At 71.7% G+C, this 14,237-nt stretch carries 15 protein-coding genes; 5 read left to right on the top strand and 10 right to left on the bottom strand.

Annotation, left to right across the window (positions count from 1 at the left end; genetic code table 11):
• Positions 1 to 106 precede the first annotated feature (106 nt).
• On the top strand, positions 107 to 1,297 hold the full coding sequence (locus ACZ6SF_RS19045) for a sensor histidine kinase (protein ID WP_466063459.1): 1,191 nt from the start codon (positions 107 to 109) through the stop codon (positions 1,295 to 1,297).
• Positions 1,298 to 1,396: 99 nt separating this feature from the next.
• Here the strand turns inward: ACZ6SF_RS19045 and ACZ6SF_RS19040 are convergent, their stop codons facing one another.
• From ACZ6SF_RS19040 to ACZ6SF_RS19010, 7 genes are all read right to left on the bottom strand, one after another.
• Positions 1,397 to 3,034, bottom strand: coding sequence for a solute symporter family protein (locus ACZ6SF_RS19040; RefSeq protein ID WP_466063630.1), 1,638 nt, complete (start codon positions 3,032 to 3,034; stop codon positions 1,397 to 1,399).
• Positions 3,028 to 3,381: a DUF485 domain-containing protein gene (locus ACZ6SF_RS19035; RefSeq protein ID WP_357423175.1), complete on the bottom strand. Its 354-nt coding sequence runs from the start codon at positions 3,379 to 3,381 to the stop codon at positions 3,028 to 3,030. Before ACZ6SF_RS19035 ends, ACZ6SF_RS19040 begins: the two co-directional genes overlap by 7 nt.
• Before the next feature lie 147 nt (positions 3,382 to 3,528).
• On the bottom strand, positions 3,529 to 5,286 hold the full coding sequence (locus ACZ6SF_RS19030) for a sodium/solute symporter (protein WP_466063458.1): 1,758 nt from the start codon (positions 5,284 to 5,286) through the stop codon (positions 3,529 to 3,531).
• A gap of 21 nt (positions 5,287 to 5,307) precedes the next feature.
• Positions 5,308 to 5,676: a hypothetical protein gene (locus ACZ6SF_RS19025; protein WP_466063457.1), complete on the bottom strand. Its 369-nt coding sequence runs from the start codon at positions 5,674 to 5,676 to the stop codon at positions 5,308 to 5,310.
• On the bottom strand, positions 5,673 to 6,419 hold the full coding sequence (locus ACZ6SF_RS19020; protein WP_466063456.1) for a LytR/AlgR family response regulator transcription factor: 747 nt from the start codon (positions 6,417 to 6,419) through the stop codon (positions 5,673 to 5,675). Before ACZ6SF_RS19020 ends, ACZ6SF_RS19025 begins: the two co-directional genes overlap by 4 nt.
• An 83-nt stretch (positions 6,420 to 6,502) precedes the next feature.
• Complete coding sequence (locus ACZ6SF_RS19015; protein ID WP_466063455.1) at positions 6,503 to 6,964, bottom strand: VOC family protein; 462 nt, start codon at positions 6,962 to 6,964, stop codon at positions 6,503 to 6,505.
• Between the two features lie 82 nt (positions 6,965 to 7,046).
• On the bottom strand, positions 7,047 to 7,940 hold the full coding sequence (locus ACZ6SF_RS19010; RefSeq protein WP_466063629.1) for a hypothetical protein: 894 nt from the start codon (positions 7,938 to 7,940) through the stop codon (positions 7,047 to 7,049).
• A 223-nt stretch (positions 7,941 to 8,163) separates the two neighbouring features.
• Here ACZ6SF_RS19010 and lspA point away from each other — a divergent pair, with 223 nt between their 5' ends.
• The 3 genes from lspA to ACZ6SF_RS18995 are packed head-to-tail and all read left to right on the top strand — an operon-like array spanning position 8,164 to position 10,507.
• Positions 8,164 to 8,862, top strand: coding sequence for a signal peptidase II (gene lspA / locus ACZ6SF_RS19005; protein ID WP_466063454.1), 699 nt, complete (start codon positions 8,164 to 8,166; stop codon positions 8,860 to 8,862).
• The gene (locus ACZ6SF_RS19000) at positions 8,859 to 9,785 is read left to right on the top strand and encodes an RluA family pseudouridine synthase (RefSeq protein WP_466063453.1); all 927 of its coding nucleotides are present in this window, start codon (positions 8,859 to 8,861) and stop codon (positions 9,783 to 9,785) included. Before lspA ends, ACZ6SF_RS19000 begins: the two co-directional genes overlap by 4 nt.
• Positions 9,786 to 9,793: 8 nt before the next feature.
• A complete protein-coding gene (locus tag ACZ6SF_RS18995) occupies positions 9,794 to 10,507 on the top strand; it encodes a hypothetical protein (RefSeq protein WP_466063452.1) in 714 nt (237 codons plus the stop codon).
• A gap of 1 nt (position 10,508) precedes the next feature.
• Here the strand turns inward: ACZ6SF_RS18995 and ACZ6SF_RS18990 are convergent, their stop codons facing one another.
• Positions 10,509 to 11,327: a PhzF family phenazine biosynthesis protein gene (locus ACZ6SF_RS18990; protein ID WP_466063451.1), complete on the bottom strand. Its 819-nt coding sequence runs from the start codon at positions 11,325 to 11,327 to the stop codon at positions 10,509 to 10,511.
• A 209-nt stretch (positions 11,328 to 11,536) separates the two neighbouring features.
• Positions 11,537 to 12,643, bottom strand: a complete 1,107-nt coding sequence (locus tag ACZ6SF_RS18985; protein ID WP_466063628.1) for an MFS transporter — start codon at positions 12,641 to 12,643, stop codon at positions 11,537 to 11,539.
• A gap of 140 nt (positions 12,644 to 12,783) precedes the next feature.
• Here ACZ6SF_RS18985 and ACZ6SF_RS18980 point away from each other — a divergent pair, with 140 nt between their 5' ends.
• On the top strand, positions 12,784 to 13,527 hold the full coding sequence (locus ACZ6SF_RS18980; RefSeq protein ID WP_466063450.1) for an AraC family transcriptional regulator: 744 nt from the start codon (positions 12,784 to 12,786) through the stop codon (positions 13,525 to 13,527).
• Between the two features lie 6 nt (positions 13,528 to 13,533).
• Here the strand turns inward: ACZ6SF_RS18980 and ACZ6SF_RS18975 are convergent, their stop codons facing one another.
• Complete coding sequence (locus tag ACZ6SF_RS18975; RefSeq protein WP_466063449.1) at positions 13,534 to 14,157, bottom strand: GNAT family N-acetyltransferase; 624 nt, start codon at positions 14,155 to 14,157, stop codon at positions 13,534 to 13,536.
• Positions 14,158 to 14,237: the final 80 nt, after the last annotated feature.

Below are 14,237 nucleotides of genomic sequence, written 5' to 3'. Positions count from 1 at the left end.
GCCGGGCCCACCGCGTACCGGTGCGCCGGAACGAACGGCGAACAGGCGGGACGATGATGTACGGGGTGAAGCGGCGGGCGCGCGACGATGCGACGCCGCGAGCGCGATGACCGTGACCGTCCTCGTGGCCGCCGTCGCCGTGGTCGCGCTCGCGGCCGCCCTGCTCGTCTGGGCCCGGCCCCGGCGGCTGGTGACCACCCCCGCCGAACGCGCGGTCCACGCGGCCCTGCACACCGCCTCCCTCGCGGCGCGTTCACTGCGCCGGGGGCTCACACCGGAGTCCGCGCTGGACGCGGCGCCCCACCTGCGCGCCCTCACCGGGGCCGAGGGTCTGGGTGTGACCGGCCCCGAGGGCGAACTGCTGGCCTGGGACGGGGCGCACCGGGGGTTGATCGGCGAGTTCACCGAGGCGGCCGAACGCGCGCTGGCCGGCGAACGGCCGGTGCTGGTCCATGTTCCCGATCCGGAACATCCGGGGCGCACGCTGGTGGCCCAGCCGCTGCTCACCGAGAACGGGGTGGTGGCCGGAGCCCTCGGAATGGTCACCGGCACCCGGCCGGGGCCCGGCACTCTCGGCGCGCTGGCCGAGGTGGCCCGGTATGCCTGCGGGCAGCTGGAACTGGCCGAACTCGACGCGTCCCGGTCCCGGCTCGACCGCGCCGAGGTCCGGGCGCTGCGGGCGCAGATCAGCCCGCATTTCATCTACAACGCGCTCAACACCATCGCCTCGTTCGTACGCACCGATCCGGCCAGGGCCCGCGAACTCATTCTGGATTTCGCCGATTTCACCCGGTACTCGTTCCGGGCGGCGGGCGAATACACGGTCCTGGCCGACGAACTGCGCAATATCGAACGCTATCTGGAATTGGAGCGGGCCCGGTTCGGCGACGCCCTGCAGGTGCGGCTGCGGATCGCACCCGAAGTACTGCCGGTGACGCTGCCGTTCCTGGCCCTGCAACCACTGGTGGAGAACGCCGTGCGGCACGGTCTCGCGGGGACGCCGGGCGGGGGCACGGTGACCATCGAGGCACGGGATGTGGGCACCGACTGTGTGATCAGCGTCGAGGACGACGGCGCGGGAATGGATCCGGAGTTGCTGCGATCGGGATCGCTGGACGCGTCCGGCGCCGGGCCCGGCGCCGGACGGGAGGCCGCGCATATCGGGCTGGCCAATGTCGACGACCGGCTCCGCGCGGCGTTCGGCAACGATTACGGCCTGGTGGTCGATACCGCGCCCGGGGCGGGAACCAAGGTGAGTATGCGCGTGCCCAAGTTCCGGGCCGGAATCCGTCCCTGAACGACAGCGGCCGGCCCCCGCTCACCCTCACAGAGCGGGGACCGGCCGGCGTGTGCACCGGACCGGGGCGGCGCCGCGGCGGCGCCCCGGGTTCCGGATTCAGTGCACCACGGCTTTTTCCGCGCCGACGCCGGTCAGCGAGCGGACCTCCATTTCCGCGGCCTTGTCCGGATCCTCGCCGTCCTTGCCGCCGAGATAGGTGCCCACCACGCCGAGCACGAAGGCCAGCGGGATGGAGACGATGCCCGGGTTCGACAGCGGGAACCAGTCGAAGTCCAGGTCCGGCAGCATGGCCGTGGACGATCCCGAGACCGCCGGGGAGAACACGATCAGTACGACGGTGGAGATCAGCCCGCCGTACATGCTGAACAGCGCGCCGGTGGTGTTGAACCGCCGCCAGAACAGCGAGTACAGGATCGTGGGCAGGTTCGCCGAGGCGGCGACCGCGAAGGCCAGCGCCACCAGGAACGCGATGTTCTGGCCGTTGGCGAGGATACCGAGCCCGATGGCCAGCAGCCCGATCACCACCGCGGTGATCCGGGAGACCCGCACCTGCGCGTCGTCGTCGACCTTTCCGCCCCGGATCACATTGGCGTAGATATCGTGCGCGAACGAGGCCGAGGCCGTGATGGTCAGGCCCGCCACCACCGCGAGAATGGTCGCGAACGCCACCGCGGAGATGATTCCGAGCAGGATCACCCCGCCCAGTTCGAACGCCAGCAGCGGGGCCGCCGAGTTCTGTCCGCCGGCCGCGCCGAGAATCCGGTCCGGGCCGACGATCGCGGCCGCGCCGTAACCGAGTACCAGGGTGAACAGGTAGAAGGCGCCGATCAGCGCGATCGCCCAGACCACCGAGCGGCGGGCCTCCTTGGCGGTGGGCACGGTGTAGAACCGCATCAGCACATGCGGCAGGCCGGCGGTCCCGAGTACCAGGGCCAGACCCAGCGAGACGAAGTTCAGTTTCGACATCTCGCTGCCGCCGTACTGGGCGCCGGGCGCCAGGACGTCGCGGGCGGCGACCTTCTCGCTCTCGGAGCCCGTGATCGCGCTCTGCGCGCCGCCCAGGATCTCCGAGACGTCGAATCCGAATTTCGCCAGCACCATCACGGTCATGATCGCGGCGCCGGCGATGAGCAGGACGGCCTTGATGATCTGCACCCAGGTGGTGCCCTTCATACCGCCCACCAGGACGTACACGATCATCAGCACACCGACCACGGCGATCACCACGGCCTGCCCGGTCTTACTGGACACGTCCAGCAGCAGCGCCACCAGGCCGCCGGCGCCGGCCATCTGCGCGAGCAGATAGAACAGCGAGACCGCCAGGGTGCTGATCGCCGCCGCGGTCCGGACCGGGCGCTGTTTCAGCCGGAAGCTGAGCACATCGGCCATGGTGAATTTGCCGGTGTTGCGCAGCATCTCGGCCACCAGCAGCAGTGCCACCAGCCAGGCCACCAGGAAGCCGATCGAGTACAGGAAGCCGTCGTAGCCGTACACGGCGATGGCGCCCGCGATACCGAGGAAGCTCGCGGCGGACAGATAGTCGCCCGCGATGGCCACCCCGTTCTGCGGTCCGGTGAAACCGCGACCGCCGGTGAAATAGTCGGCGGCGCCGCGCGTGTTCCGGCCCGCCCAGAACACCACGATCATGGTGACCACGACGAACAGGGCGAAGATGCCGATATTGGCGGCCGGATTGCCGACGGTGGTGTCGGCCGCGTGGAACGTGGTCACGATCCGCTTCCTTCCAGTTCGGCACGCAGCGCCGCGGCCCGCGGATCCAGTTCCCGGTTGGCGAACCGGACATAGAGGCCGGTGATGAGGAAGGTCGAGACGAACTGGCCCAGGCCCAGCAGCAGTCCGACGTTCACCTCACCGAAAACCTTGGTGCCCATGAAATCGTGCGCGTAGGCACCGAGCAGCACGTAGCCGAGGTACCAGATCAGGAACAGCGCGGTCATGGGAAAGATGAAGCGGCGCAGCCGGGTGCGGAGTTCCTGGAACTCCGGGCTGGCTTGCGCGGCGACGAAATCGGCGGGCCCGGTGGGCTGCCCGCCGCTGTCGTCGAGATCCGTATCGGTCATGCCGGGTCCTCGCAATGTGATGTGTGTTACCTGGCAGAAACTAGCGAGCCCGACCGCCCCACCGATAGATGTGATCCGCATCACTCGCCGAACCGGCGCGGCTGTGCGGTGAGCGGTCGCTGGGCCGCGACGAACGGTAGCCCCCGGCTACCCCGGTGAACCCGCTCCGGGTTCGCGATCCGCGCCCATCCCGAGCCGCTCCGGGGCGTGCATGCGCACGAATGCCTGTGCCACCCCCGGAGATCCGGGCGTGAACCGGCTGACCAGCAGCATCGCTCCGAAAGCCAGCGGAACCGCGACCGCCGCCGGATACCCGAGCAGCGCGGCGGGCCAGCCTCCGGCCAGGGTGTCCGGGACGCCGCCCAGCACCGACACCACCGTCGCCCCGCCCGCGACCAGACCGCCGGTCACCAATCCCGCCGCCGCGCCCGCGGCCGTGAGCCCGCGCCACCAGATCCCCAGCACCAGCAGCGGGCACAGCGTCGCCGCCGCGAGCGAGAACGCCAGGCCGACCGTCCGCGACAGGTCCAGGGACACCACGAACAGGGAGAAACCCAGTGGTACGGCACCGGCCGCCAGGGCGGCGAGCCGGAAATCCCGGATCCGGCCGCGCAGCACATCGGTGCTCAGTACTCCGGCGATACTCACCACCAAGCCCGACGAGGTCGACAGGAAGGCGGCCATGGCCCCGGCCGCCACCAGCGCCGCCAGTAATTGCCCCGGCAGCCCGGCCAGCGCCGAGGACGGCAGCAGCAACACGGCCGCGTCGGAGGTGCCGGTGATCAGCAGCTGCGGAACGTAGAGCCGGGCGAACACTCCGAGCAGGACCGGGAAGAGATAGAAGACTCCGACCAGCGCGATCACCGTGAGCGCGGTGGAGCGCGCGGCACGGCCGTCGCGGTTGGTGTAGAAGCGGACCAGCACATGCGGTAGCCCCATGGTGCCCAGGAAGGTCGCGATCATCAGCGAATACACCTGGTAGTGCGGGTGCGGCCCGGCGAAACCGCCGCCGGGCAGCAGCCAGTGCGCGCCGTCGGCGGGCGCCCCCGCCACCACCGGGACGGCGGCGCCGGGTTCCAGGACCAGCCGGGTGTCACGGTCGAGTTCGTGGGTGCCCGCGGTCAGCAGGACCGGCCCGTCGACCGGCCGCCCGGCGAGTACGCCGTGCACCGTGACCCGCTGCGGTTCGGCCAATTGCACCAGCACCGGCGTGGCCACCTCCACGGTGGTCCGTTCGCTCACCGTCGGCGGGGCCGGCGCGCCGATACCGCGGTCGGGCCCGGGATGACCGGCGCCGAAGAAGTGCAGCACCAGCACCAGCGCCGGTAGCGCCACCGCGGTCAGCTTCAGCCAGTACTGGAAGGCCTGGACGAGGGTGATCGACCGCATCCCGCCGCCCACCACATTGGCGACGACGATGGCCGCGATCGCCACCGCGCCCACCCAGCCCGGAACCCCCAGCAGTATGTGCAGGGTCAGCCCGGCGCCCTGGAACTGCGGGATCACATACACCGCGCACACCAGCACCACCACCAGCGCGGCGAGCCGCCGCACCCGGGGCGAGCCGAGGCGGAACTCGGCGAAATCGGGCACCGTATAGGCGCCCGAACGCCGCAGCGGGGCGGCCACGAACAGCAGCAGCGCCAGATAGCCCGCGGTGAACCCCACCGGATACCAGAGCGCATCGGCGCCGTATTTGGCGATCAGCCCGGCGACGCCGAGGAACGACGCGGCCGAGAGGTACTCCCCGGAGACGGCGGCCGCGTTCCAGCGTGGGCCCACACTGCGCGAGGCCACCAGGAAATCGGAGGTCGTCCGGGCCCAGCGCACCCCGTACACGCCCAGGGTCACCGTCGCCACCGCCGCCGCCAGCAACGCCGCGACCGTCAGTCCGGAGGCGTTCACGCGCGCACCGCCACCGCCGCCTCAATCCCCGGTGAGTTCGAGGAAATCGTTCTCATTGCGCTCCGAGAGCCGCAGGTAGACGCGACCGGTGAGCCAGAGCAGCGGATAGGCGGCCGCGCCCAGCACCAGCCACGGCAGCCGGATCCCCAGCACCACGGTCTCGGCGACCGCCCGTACCTCGAACAGCAGCGGCAGCGCCGCCAGCAGGACCGCGATCACCAGCCCGCAGCTCAGCGCCAGCCCCAGCTGGGCCCGGATCAGACCGCCGATCAGCGCCTCGCCGATCTCGGTCTGCTCGGCGACCTCGGCCCGGGTGCGGACCCGGCGCGCACCCCGGCGTTCGGCCAGCACCACCCGTTCGCGCGGCGGTTTCGGCGGCGGGCCGATCATCGCCGCTCCGGCGGCGTATGCGGGCCGTGCACCAGACGCTGTTTGAGTTCGCGGACCTGGCGGCGGCTCACCGGCAGTTCCACCGGACCGGCCCCGCGCAGGCACACCCGCGTCGACGACCCCACCGTGCGCAATCCGGTGACCCGCCCCAGCGCCACCAGATAGGACCGGTGCACCCGCAGGAAACCGTCGCGCCAGCGTTCCTGGAGCGCCGACAGCGGGATGCGCACCAGATGGGACCCGGTATCGGTATGCAGCCGGGCGTAGTCGCCCTCGGCTTCCACCCAGCTCACCTGCGAGCGATGCACCAGCGTCGTCACCCCGGCCAGTTCGACGGGGATGACCTCGTGGTTCCCGGCCGGATCCACCTCGGCCCCGGGCCGCGCCCGATGCGCGGCCACCCGGCGCAGCGCCGCGCCCAGCCGCTCCTGGCGGACCGGTTTGAGCAGATAGTCCACCGCCCCCAGATCGAACGCGGCCACCGCGTGATCCTCGTGCGCGGTGACGAAGACGATCGCGGGCGGGCTGGCGAATTCGCCCAGCACCCCGGCCAGCTCCATCCCGTCCAGGCCGGGCATATTGATATCGAGGAAGACCGCGTCGGCGCCGTGGGCCCGCAGGATCCGCAGGGCCGCGGTCGCGTCCCCGGCGCCGTGCACCTCGGTCACCGACGGTTCGCCGCGCAGCAGATAGAGCAGCTCGTCCAGCGCCGGCTGCTCGTCGTCCACGGCCAGCACGCGCATCCGCCAGACCCTTCTCCTGCTTCCCAGATCCGCATCATCGTAGTCATCCGACGACAGGCGTGGGTGCGGGACGGGTGCCCTGGTCAGGATCCGAGCCGGTCCATCCGCCGTCGCATCTCCTCGGGATCGATATCCTCCACATGGGTCGCGACGGTCCACTGATGGCCCCAGGGGTCGGCGAACGAGGCGGTGCGGTCGCCGTAGAACTGGGTTTGCGGGGCACTGATCTCGGTGGCTCCGGCGGCCAGGGCGGCCGCGTGGGCGGCCTCGGCGTCCGGGACATAGCAATAGAGATTGACCGGCGTACCGCCGATGGAACGCGGATCGCGGAAGGCCATATCGGGCGCGGGGTCGCCGAGCATCAGCACCGAATTGCCGATCAGCAGTTCACAGTGCAGGACGGTGCCGCCGGGGCCGGGCATCCGCATGCGCTCGGTGGCGCCCAGCACGGTTTTGTAGAACTCGACCGCGTCGGACGCTCCCGCGATCGCCAGACCTGGCGAAATGGTCGGATAGCCTTCGGGGACGGGGGTGACATCGGACATCGCACAGACCTCCGGGTCTCGGGTCGGTTTCCGGACACTGGAAAGCCTATGCCCGCATCCGGCCGCCCGTATGGCGCGACGGTCAGCCGCCCCAGCTGACGTTCGTCTCGATGACCTGGCGCAAGGCGGTGGCCGTGCTCGGGTTGCGGTAGAACTGGTGACCGCCGATGCTGATCGACCCGGCGATCGGCAGCGGCAGGCCCAGATCCACGGTCACCTCGCCGCTGCCCTGCATCGCGTAATCCTCGATATCGAGTGTCCCGGCCTCGTTCGGGAGGTCCCAGATATTCGATTTCGGAGTCTGCGTGACGTCCAGCCGGATTGTCAGCCGGCCACCGTCGCGGGCCAGCAGGGTCGCGGTGGTGACCTGGTCCAGATCGACGCCGCCACCGACCGTCTGCTGGACCCGCCAGACCGCGCCCACGCCGACGGGTTCGTCGGGGAATGTGACCGACCGATAGACGGCCTGGTAGAACGCCTGCTCCAGGGCGGCGCGCGCGGAATTGGAGGTATCCGGCGCGGGCGCCAGGCGCAGCGCGGTGATCCCGCCGAGTTCGCTCATCTCGAAACCGGCGTGCGAACCGTCGGCCGCGGTGAGGGCCTCCGACAGCGCCGGGTCGGGGGTGGTGACCGAGCCCAGTGTGAGTTCGACTCCGCCGGAATCGGTGGTCGCCGTCATCGGGATCGTCAGCGAGGGGCTCGAGAAATCCCGGACCTGCTGGTTGTCGATCTGCTGCTGGATCCGGTGGTCGGTCCGCAGCGTCACCGCCTGGACGGTGCCGTCGTAGTAGGAGGGACGCAGCGTGGAGCGCGGTTCGCTGCCCGGATCGACCGTGGTGACGACCGCGGCCGCGATCGGCACGGTTACCTCGTTCCCGATCCCCAGTGGTTCGGTGCCGTCCGATTCGGCCGCCGATTCCCCGCCGTCGGCACATCCGGCGCCGAATGCGGTGAGTCCCACCGCGAGAACCAGCATCAGCACTCTGGACCGCGCCACCCGGGGCGTGGGAAACGAACACAACGTCACGCCGACAGCCTACGAGGCCTACCTGAGGAAGACCTGGGACATCACCGATCTCCGCCGGCGGACCCGCCGCGACGGCCGGAACCGGTCGCGACGCGCCGCGCGCCCGGCCGCCGGGCCTGCTCGCGGGTGCCCTCGGTGCCCGGCCCGGCTCGCTCGAGAGATGATGGTCGGCGTGAGTGACGACCGGCCTACGCCCGAGCAGGACCCCGACGACGCCTCCGGCGGCACGGGCGCGACGGCCGCCCCCGCCGACACCGGCGCCCGACCCCGGACCCGGTTGCGGCTGCTGCTGACGATCGCGGCGACCCTGTTCGTCCTCGATCTGATCACCAAGGTGGCCGTGGTGGCCTGGATCGATCCCGGTGAACGGGTGCCGATCATCGGTGATGTCGTCGAGCTGGTGCTGGTCCGCAATCCGGGCGCGGCCTTCTCCATGGCCACCGGGATGACCTGGCTGTTCACCCTGATCGCGGCGGCCGTGGTGATCGGGGTGCTGCGGATCGGGCGGAGCCTGCGCTCACCGCTGTGGGCCGTGGGCCTGGGCGGGGTGCTCGGCGGCGCGCTGGGCAATCTGATGGACCGGCTGTTCCGTTCGCCCGGCCCCATGCAGGGTCATGTGGTGGATTTCGTCTCCGTCGGCTGGTGGCCGGTGTTCAACGTCGCCGACTCCTCGATCGTCTGCGGCGCGATCCTGCTGGTGGTGCTCACCCTCTTCGGCTACGAACCCGACGGCACCCGCTACCGGAAGGAACCGGCGGCGACCCCCGCCCCCGCCGCGGACGACGACCCCGCCCCGGCCGACCCGCCCGCACCCGATCGCGGCGGCTCACCGGAGAACCGGGCCGCCGGAGCCGGAGGCGCCGCCGCATGAGAGAGACCAGGACCATGCCCGTTCCGGACGGGCTCGACGGTATGCGCGTGGACGCCGGGCTGTCCCGGCTGCTCGGCCTGTCCCGGACCGCGGTGGCCGCGCTGGCGGAGGAGGGGTCGGTCCAGCTCGACGGCACCCCCGCCGGGAAATCCGATCGGCTCACCGCCGGCGCCTGGCTCGAGGTGGTGTTCCCGGAACCGCGCCGCGAGCTGACCATCGAGGCCGAGCCGGTCGAGGGTATGCGAATCCTCTACGCCGACGACGATATCGTCGCGGTGGACAAACCGGTCGGGGTGGCCGCGCACACCGGTGTGGGCTGGAGCGGTCCCACGGTGGTCGGCGGGCTGGCCGCCGCCGGATACCGGATCTCGACCTCGGGCGCGCACGAACGCCAGGGCATCGTGCACCGCCTCGACGTCGGCACCTCCGGGGTGATGGTGGTCGCGCAATCCGAGCACGCCTACACCGTGCTGAAGCGGGCGTTCAAACAGCGCACGGTCGACAAGCGGTATCACGCGCTGGTCCAGGGGCACCCCGATCCCAGCAGCGGCACCATCGACGCACCCATCGGCCGGGCCCGGGGCGGCGACTGGAAATTCGCGGTGACCTCCGACGGCCGCCCCAGCGTCACCCACTACGACACGGTGGAGGCGTTCCAGGCGGCGAGCCTGCTCGATATCCATCTGGAAACCGGCCGCACCCACCAGATCCGGGTGCATTTCTCCGCGATCCGGCATCCGTGCTGCGGCGACCTCACCTACGGTGCCGACCCCCGGCTCGCCGAACGGCTCGGGCTGCAGCGCCAGTGGCTGCACGCCCGGTCACTGGGGTTCCAGCATCCGGCCGACGGCCGCTACCTGGAGATCACCAGCGAATACCCCGACGATCTCACCCACGCGCTGCGCACCCTGCGCGACGCCTGAGCACCGGCGTGACCGACCGGTTCCCGGCACCGTCCCCCGATTCCGGCCGGGGCGGACGCCGCTGGTCCCGCGGACTCGGTTACGGCGGGGCGGTCGCGCTCTGCGCCGCGCTGGTGGTGGCGCTGGGTATCGCGAATCCGCCCCGCGACGAGGGAGTGTCCACCGACCGGCTCGGCCCGGAACCCGGTGACACCGTCGCCGAATACCTCGATCGGGCGCGCGATTCGCTGTCCGGCCCCGACGACGGCGACCGCTGGGCGCTCGTCTCCTTCGGCGCCTACCTCGCCGCCGAGGAGCTGCCCGGCGCGATGTCCGGGATCCGGGTGGGCCAGGCGCTGTACCAGGTCCCGGTGCCACGGGTCGCCACTCCCCTCGTCGCCGTACCGGTCCCGGCCGGCGACGCCGCCCTCCGGCGCTCCGGTACCGACGCCGCCTGGCAGCTGACCGATCGGCTCCGCTACACCGCCCCGGACACCCGCCCCGCACAGGTTCTCGACCTCGCGGTGAGCCGGCTGCGGGCCGGCTGCGCGTGCTCCCCGGGCGTGGTCGTCCGGGCGCCGCTCGGCCGGTTACGCGAGCTCGCCGCCCGGCCGGGCGTCCGCGCGGTGCAGGCCCTGCCGGCCGACGCGGTGGCGGAGCGGTTCGCGGTGGCGCCCCTGCTCCCCGACACCTCCGATCCGATCGCCCCGCCCGCCGACGACGGCCCGGTCCCGGCGGGCTGACTCAGAACTCCAGCGTCACCACGCCGTCGAGGTACCGGCGGCAGCGCCCCGTCAGCAACACCCGGTCGCCGGCCAGCTCCACACCGAGGGTGCCGCCCCGCCGGGACAGCTGGCGGGCGGTGAACCGGGTCCCGCCCAGCTCCGCCGCCCACAGCGGCGCGAGCTGGGCGTGCGCGGAACCGGTCACCGGATCCTCGGGCACTCCGACGCCGGGACCGAAGAACCGGGAAACGAAATCCACCTCGTCCCCCCGCGCGGTGACCACGACACCCCGGGGCACCGGCGGAAAGGCGCTCAGCGCCGGGGCGAGATCGCGGACCCGGCGCTCACCGTCCACGACGATCACCACATCGGCGCCGGTATAGGCCGCCACCGGTTCCACCCCGAGTGCGGCGAGCAGCGCGGGATCGGGATCGGCCCGCGTCGAGGCCACCGCGGGAAGGTCCAGTATGTATTCGTCGTCGTCGGTACGGTCCACCGGCAGCCAGCCGCTGCGGGTGAAGAAGGCCACCCGGTCCACCCCGGGCTCGATATCGGTGAGGATCTGGGACGCGGCGGCCAGTGTGGCGTGACCGCACATCGCCACCTCCGTGGCGGGCGTGAACCAGCGCAGGTGATAGGCGGGACAGTCGCCGGGCGGCGGCCCCGCCTCCGGGGGTAACCGCGAGGTATAGAAGGCCGTCTCGGCGAGGTTGTTCTCCTCGGCGAGCTGTTGCAGCACGGTATCGGGCAACCAGGTGGGCAGCGGCATCACCGCGGCCGGGTTGCCCGAGAACGGTGCGTCGGCGAACGCGTCGATCTGGTGCAGCAGAACCTCCATGCCATGAAGGTACTCCAGCTCCGAATATGGTCCCCGCACAAGCCATCTGACGCTCTATGGACCCACGTCCGGGCCGCGGTCACCGGCGGTCACCCGGCCGCGTCCGCCTTGTCACGGCACTGTCCGACGCTGCTCAGGACGCCGGCGGCGACGCGATCCGGGTGGTCCGGCAACGCCCGTGCGGCGATGGTGGAGCCGAGTCCCCCCGATCACGGCCGGGGTAGCAGAAGTGCCAGTGCGGCGGCGATGAGCGGGATCGCGCACAGCGCCGTGAGGACCGCCTGCGGACCGTGCCGGTCGGCCAGCGCGCCGAGAACGGGAACGAAGAGCCCGCCCGCGCTCACCGCGAGACCGAGTGTCACCCCGGCGGCGGTCGCGGGGCGGGTGGGCAGATAGTCCTGCCCCAGTTTCACGAACACCGCGAACGGCAGATTCACCGCGACCCCGGCGAGTACCGCGACCACCAGCCCGTACCGGGGATCCGGCACCAGCCGTAACGCGAGCAGCGCGGGCACGGCGGCGGCGCAGCCGATCCGGATCGTGGCCGGCATCCCGATCCGGTCCGCGACCCGGCCACCGGCCAGCGTCCCGAGGACACCGCCGATCAGGAACGCCGTCAGCGCCAGACCGCCGGTGAACCGGTCCGCGCCCAGCCGCACGATCCAGTAGAGCGCGAGAAAGGTGTTGAGTCCGGTGAAGACCACCGAACGAACCACCTCGACGGCGGTCAGCAGGAAGAACGGCAGCCAGCGGTCCCGGGCGGCCGCGGCGGGCGCGGTCGCGGGCTCCGGGCCGCCACGCCGTTGCCGCCGCCAGAGCACGAAGGCCATCAGCACCGCCGGTGGCAGGAACAGCGCCGTCGCGCCGACTCCGAACGACACCAGAACGGGTGTCGCGAGCGCCGGGGCCAGGAAGAACCCGATACTGCCGCCCGCGGCGAACAGGCTCATGGCGCTCGCGCTGTCACCGGCGGCGCGCCGCGCGTCGCGTCCCGCGGCGGGATGGAAGGCGGCCACGCCCAGACCCGAGATCAGCAGCAGGGCCCAGACCGCGGGATATCCGGGGGCCAGACCCGCCAGACCCGCTCCCACGCCCGCCGCCGCCAGCCCGGCCGGGGCCATCCACAGCAGTTTCCAGCGGTCCGCGACGATGCCGAGCACCGGTTGCGGGAGAGCGCTGCCCAGGGTCGCCGCGAGGGCGAGCCCGGCCGCCGCCGTATAGCTGTAGCCGCGTTCGAGAACGAAGAACGGCACCGCGGCGGGTACCAGTCCCTGATAGAAGTCGTCGACGATATGCGCGGCGACCCAGTACCGCATCCGTTTCCACGCCGGCTCCCGGCCGTGCGCGGGTTCGACCGCCACCGATATGTCCACCCCGGATCCCTTCTCGTGAACCCTTGTCCGCGTTCACAGTAGGAATCCGGCCCGGGTGCCGGCTTCCGATAAAATGCCGAGTTGTGCCGGAAACCCGCCAAACCTTCCCCGCGCCCACCTCCGTGCAGGACCTGGGCGGCGGCGCGCATATCCGGCGGCATCGGCACACCGAGCATCAGCTCGTCTACGCCAGCGCGGGCGCGGCGGAGGTCCGCACCGATACCGGCTGCTGGATCGCCCCGGCCGACCGCGCGATCTGGATTCCCGCCGGGTACTGGCACGAGCACCATTTCTACGGACCGACCCGCTTCCACTGTGTGGCGTTCCCGCCCGGCCGGTCCCCCGGCTGGACCGCACCCACGGTGGTCGCCGCACCCGCCCTGCTCCGCGAACTCGTGGTCCTCTGCTCGGCGCCGGCGGGACTACCCGGCGACGAAACCGACCGGCTGCGGCAGGTCCTGCTCGACCGGCTCGCCCGGAGCCCGCAACAGCGGCTCCGGCTGCCCGCCGCACGCGACGAGCGGCTGCGCCGGGCCTGCGCCCTGGTCGAAGCGGATCTCACCGTCGTCTGGACCCTGACCGCCCTCGGCCGCCGGATCGGCGCGAGCGAACGCACCCTCACCCGCCTGTTCCGCGGCGAATTCGCCATGACCTACCCACAGTGGCGCACCCAGCTGCGCCTGCACCACGCCGTCCGGCTGCTCGCCGAGGGCCTCCCGGTCACCACGGTGGCCGGGCGGTGCGGATGGGCCACGGCCAGCGCCTTCATCGATGTCTACCGGGCGGCGCTGGGCCATACCCCCGGCCGGGCGCGCCGGTCCGCGTGACACGCCTCAGCCGGGCGTGACCGGGGTGCGCCACATGGCCCACAGGTCGGGGCCGCCACCGGGAACGGTGATCGTGGCGGTGACCTCGAACCCGAAACGTTCGTAGTAGGGAACGTTGACCGGATTGCTCGATTCGAGATAGGCGGGCACCCCGTCCCGGTCGCACCGGTCCAGCCGGGACCGCAGCAGGGCCTGCCCGTAGCCGGTGCCGCGCACCGACGGATCGGTGCCGAGCACCGCCAGATACCAGTGCGGCTCCTCCGGATGCACCCCGGACATGGTGTCCGACAGCCGCTTCCCCGCGAACAGCCGACCACCGAAGGCACGCACCATCTGCGGCAGCATCCGCAGTTCCGACCGCGGCGAGGGCCGCCACGCGCCGGGCGGGTCCCACAGCGCGGCCCCGCCGATCCGGCCGGACGGATCGACCGCGATATCCACTCCGCCGTGGTCCAGATGGTGATGCCGGGTCAGCGTGGCGAAGAACCGCGGCGAACCGGCCGCCCGGCGGCGGGGGTCCGGCACCACCCACGACATCACCGGATCCTCCTGGAACGCCGCGCCCAGGGTTCGCGCCAGCGCGTCGATATCGGCGCGCCGCGCCGGACGCACGTCGAAGGATTCCGCCACGTCTGTGTCCTCTCCCAGTACGAGGGTGCCCCCATCGGAAACCCGCCGGGGCCCTGTACGAGATCCTATGCGCGATCGGC

The sequence above is a fragment of the Nocardia sp. NPDC049935 genome (assembly GCF_055586645.1).
The sequence above is the reverse complement of the archived record's forward strand: the minus strand, read 5'-3'. Positions and strand labels throughout refer to the sequence as shown.